Genomic DNA, 1,559 nt, shown 5'->3' with positions numbered 1-1,559 from the left:
TCGCGGTTGAGCAGACTCTACATTAAAGTGAGGGATCTTTCGGGGGGCAGGTCACGAGCCATTCACCTCGGCAATGCCGCAGTCGATCTGCTCGCCAAATTGCCACGGGTGAACGGCAACCCCTATGTCATTATCGGCAAGGTCAGGGGGCAGCATCTGATGGACCTCCAACGACCGTGGCGGCGAATCCACAAGGCAGCGGGCCTTGAAGATGTGCGCATTCACGATCTGCGCCACAGCTTTGCCTCGGGCGGCCTGCTGGTTGGTGAAAGCCTGCCGGTGATCGGCAAGCTGCTCGGCCATACGCAGGTGCAGACAACGGCGCGCTATGCCCATCTGGCGGCTGATCCGCTCAAGGCGGCGGCGACGAAGATTTCCGACAGGCTGGCGGCGATGCTGTAGGTGAACGATGCTGCGTCCGTTCGATGCGGGCCGCTTCGACAATACCCTTGAACGAGGCGCCGGAAATGCACATATGATGCGTGATGACTGATGCGCAGCACTAGAGGCCAACATGCGAACGACCCTAGCCATTGATGATGATGTTCTGGCGGTGGCGAAGGCCATGGCCGCCCAGCAGCGGCGCAGCCTTGGAGAGGTGATCTCTGATCTGGCGCGGCGTTCGCTGCATCGTCCGAAAGCCGGCGGAGAGCGGAACGGCATCCCCCTGCTGACACCCCGGCCCGGCGCCCCGCTGGTCACGCTTGATCTGGTTAATGATCTGCGTGACGAAGCGCCGTGACCTTCCTGCTTGACGTCAACGTCCTGATCGCCCTGATCGACCCCAGCCATATCGCGCATGACGAGGCACATGACTGGTTTGCCGCGACCGGGCAGGAAAGCTGGGCCACCTGCCCGATGACCGAAAATGGCGTTATCCGGATCCTTGGCAATCCGAAATATCCCAACTCGCCGGGGTCGCCTGCTGCTGTTACCGATATCGTCCGGAAACTGCGCGCCCTTCCGGGGCATCGCTTTTGGCCCGACGACATAAGTTTGGTGGATGAGGCGTTCATAGAGCCGACTAGGGTTCTGACCTTTGGGCAGGTAACTGATACTTACCTGCTGGCCCTGGCGCAAAAGCACGGCGGCCAGCTTGCAACTTTCGACCGGAAACTGTCCGTCGCAGCCGTAAGGAATGGGAAGGGAGCGCTCTGTCAGGTGGGGCAATAGGGAGCGTTGATTGGGTCGACAGGTAAAGCCAGCCTGCCGCGGCATCCCTTCCTGACGGTGCCGGCCCAGCGCCTCGCTCGGCTATCCAAGTAGCTCGCTGCGTGCGCATCCCGCCGAACACCTGATCGGGACAGATTAGCGCTACCCCTTGTAAAATATCTGCCCCGCCCGAAAAGAAGGCCGCACAAGTAACACCTGCTATCAACGCCCGGCATACGCACTCAACCCAACAACTTGAAACTATTAAGAATATATTTCCATTGCGGCCACCCGGCTTCCGGGATAAAATTAATCAATTGTTATATGCATTCTTCTGCACTTGGAGGCCTCCATGAACGCCCCCTTGCGCCAGTCTGATCGCCTCGGGCGGCTTACCACTGAGCTTG

At 59.7% G+C, this 1,559-nt stretch carries 3 protein-coding genes; all 3 read left to right on the top strand.

Annotated features, from left to right (window positions below; all coding sequences use genetic code 11):
- The coding region (locus Q4G24_RS16585) for a site-specific integrase (protein WP_303367640.1) at positions 1-402 on the top strand (402 nt) is incomplete at its 5' end.
- A 112-nt stretch (positions 403-514) separates the two neighbouring features.
- Positions 515-742, top strand: a complete 228-nt coding sequence (locus Q4G24_RS16580) for a hypothetical protein (RefSeq protein ID WP_303367639.1) — start codon at positions 515-517, stop codon at positions 740-742.
- Positions 739-1,173, top strand: a complete 435-nt coding sequence (locus Q4G24_RS16575; protein WP_303367638.1) for a TA system VapC family ribonuclease toxin — start codon at positions 739-741, stop codon at positions 1,171-1,173. The genes Q4G24_RS16580 and Q4G24_RS16575 overlap by 4 nt, the downstream gene beginning before the upstream one ends.
- Positions 1,174-1,559: the final 386 nt, after the last annotated feature.

This window comes from Paracoccus sp. (in: a-proteobacteria) (assembly GCF_030538695.1).
Lineage (GTDB): Bacteria > Pseudomonadota > Alphaproteobacteria > Rhodobacterales > Rhodobacteraceae > Paracoccus.
Note: the sequence above shows the minus strand (reverse complement) of the source record. Positions and strands in the feature narration are given on the sequence as shown.

Bases quoted from the DNA above. Each gene is read 5' to 3' on its own strand.
- Q4G24_RS16580 (WP_303367639.1), top strand. From the start codon at position 515: ATGCGAACGACCCTAGCCATTGATGATGATGTTCTGGCGGTGGCGAAG.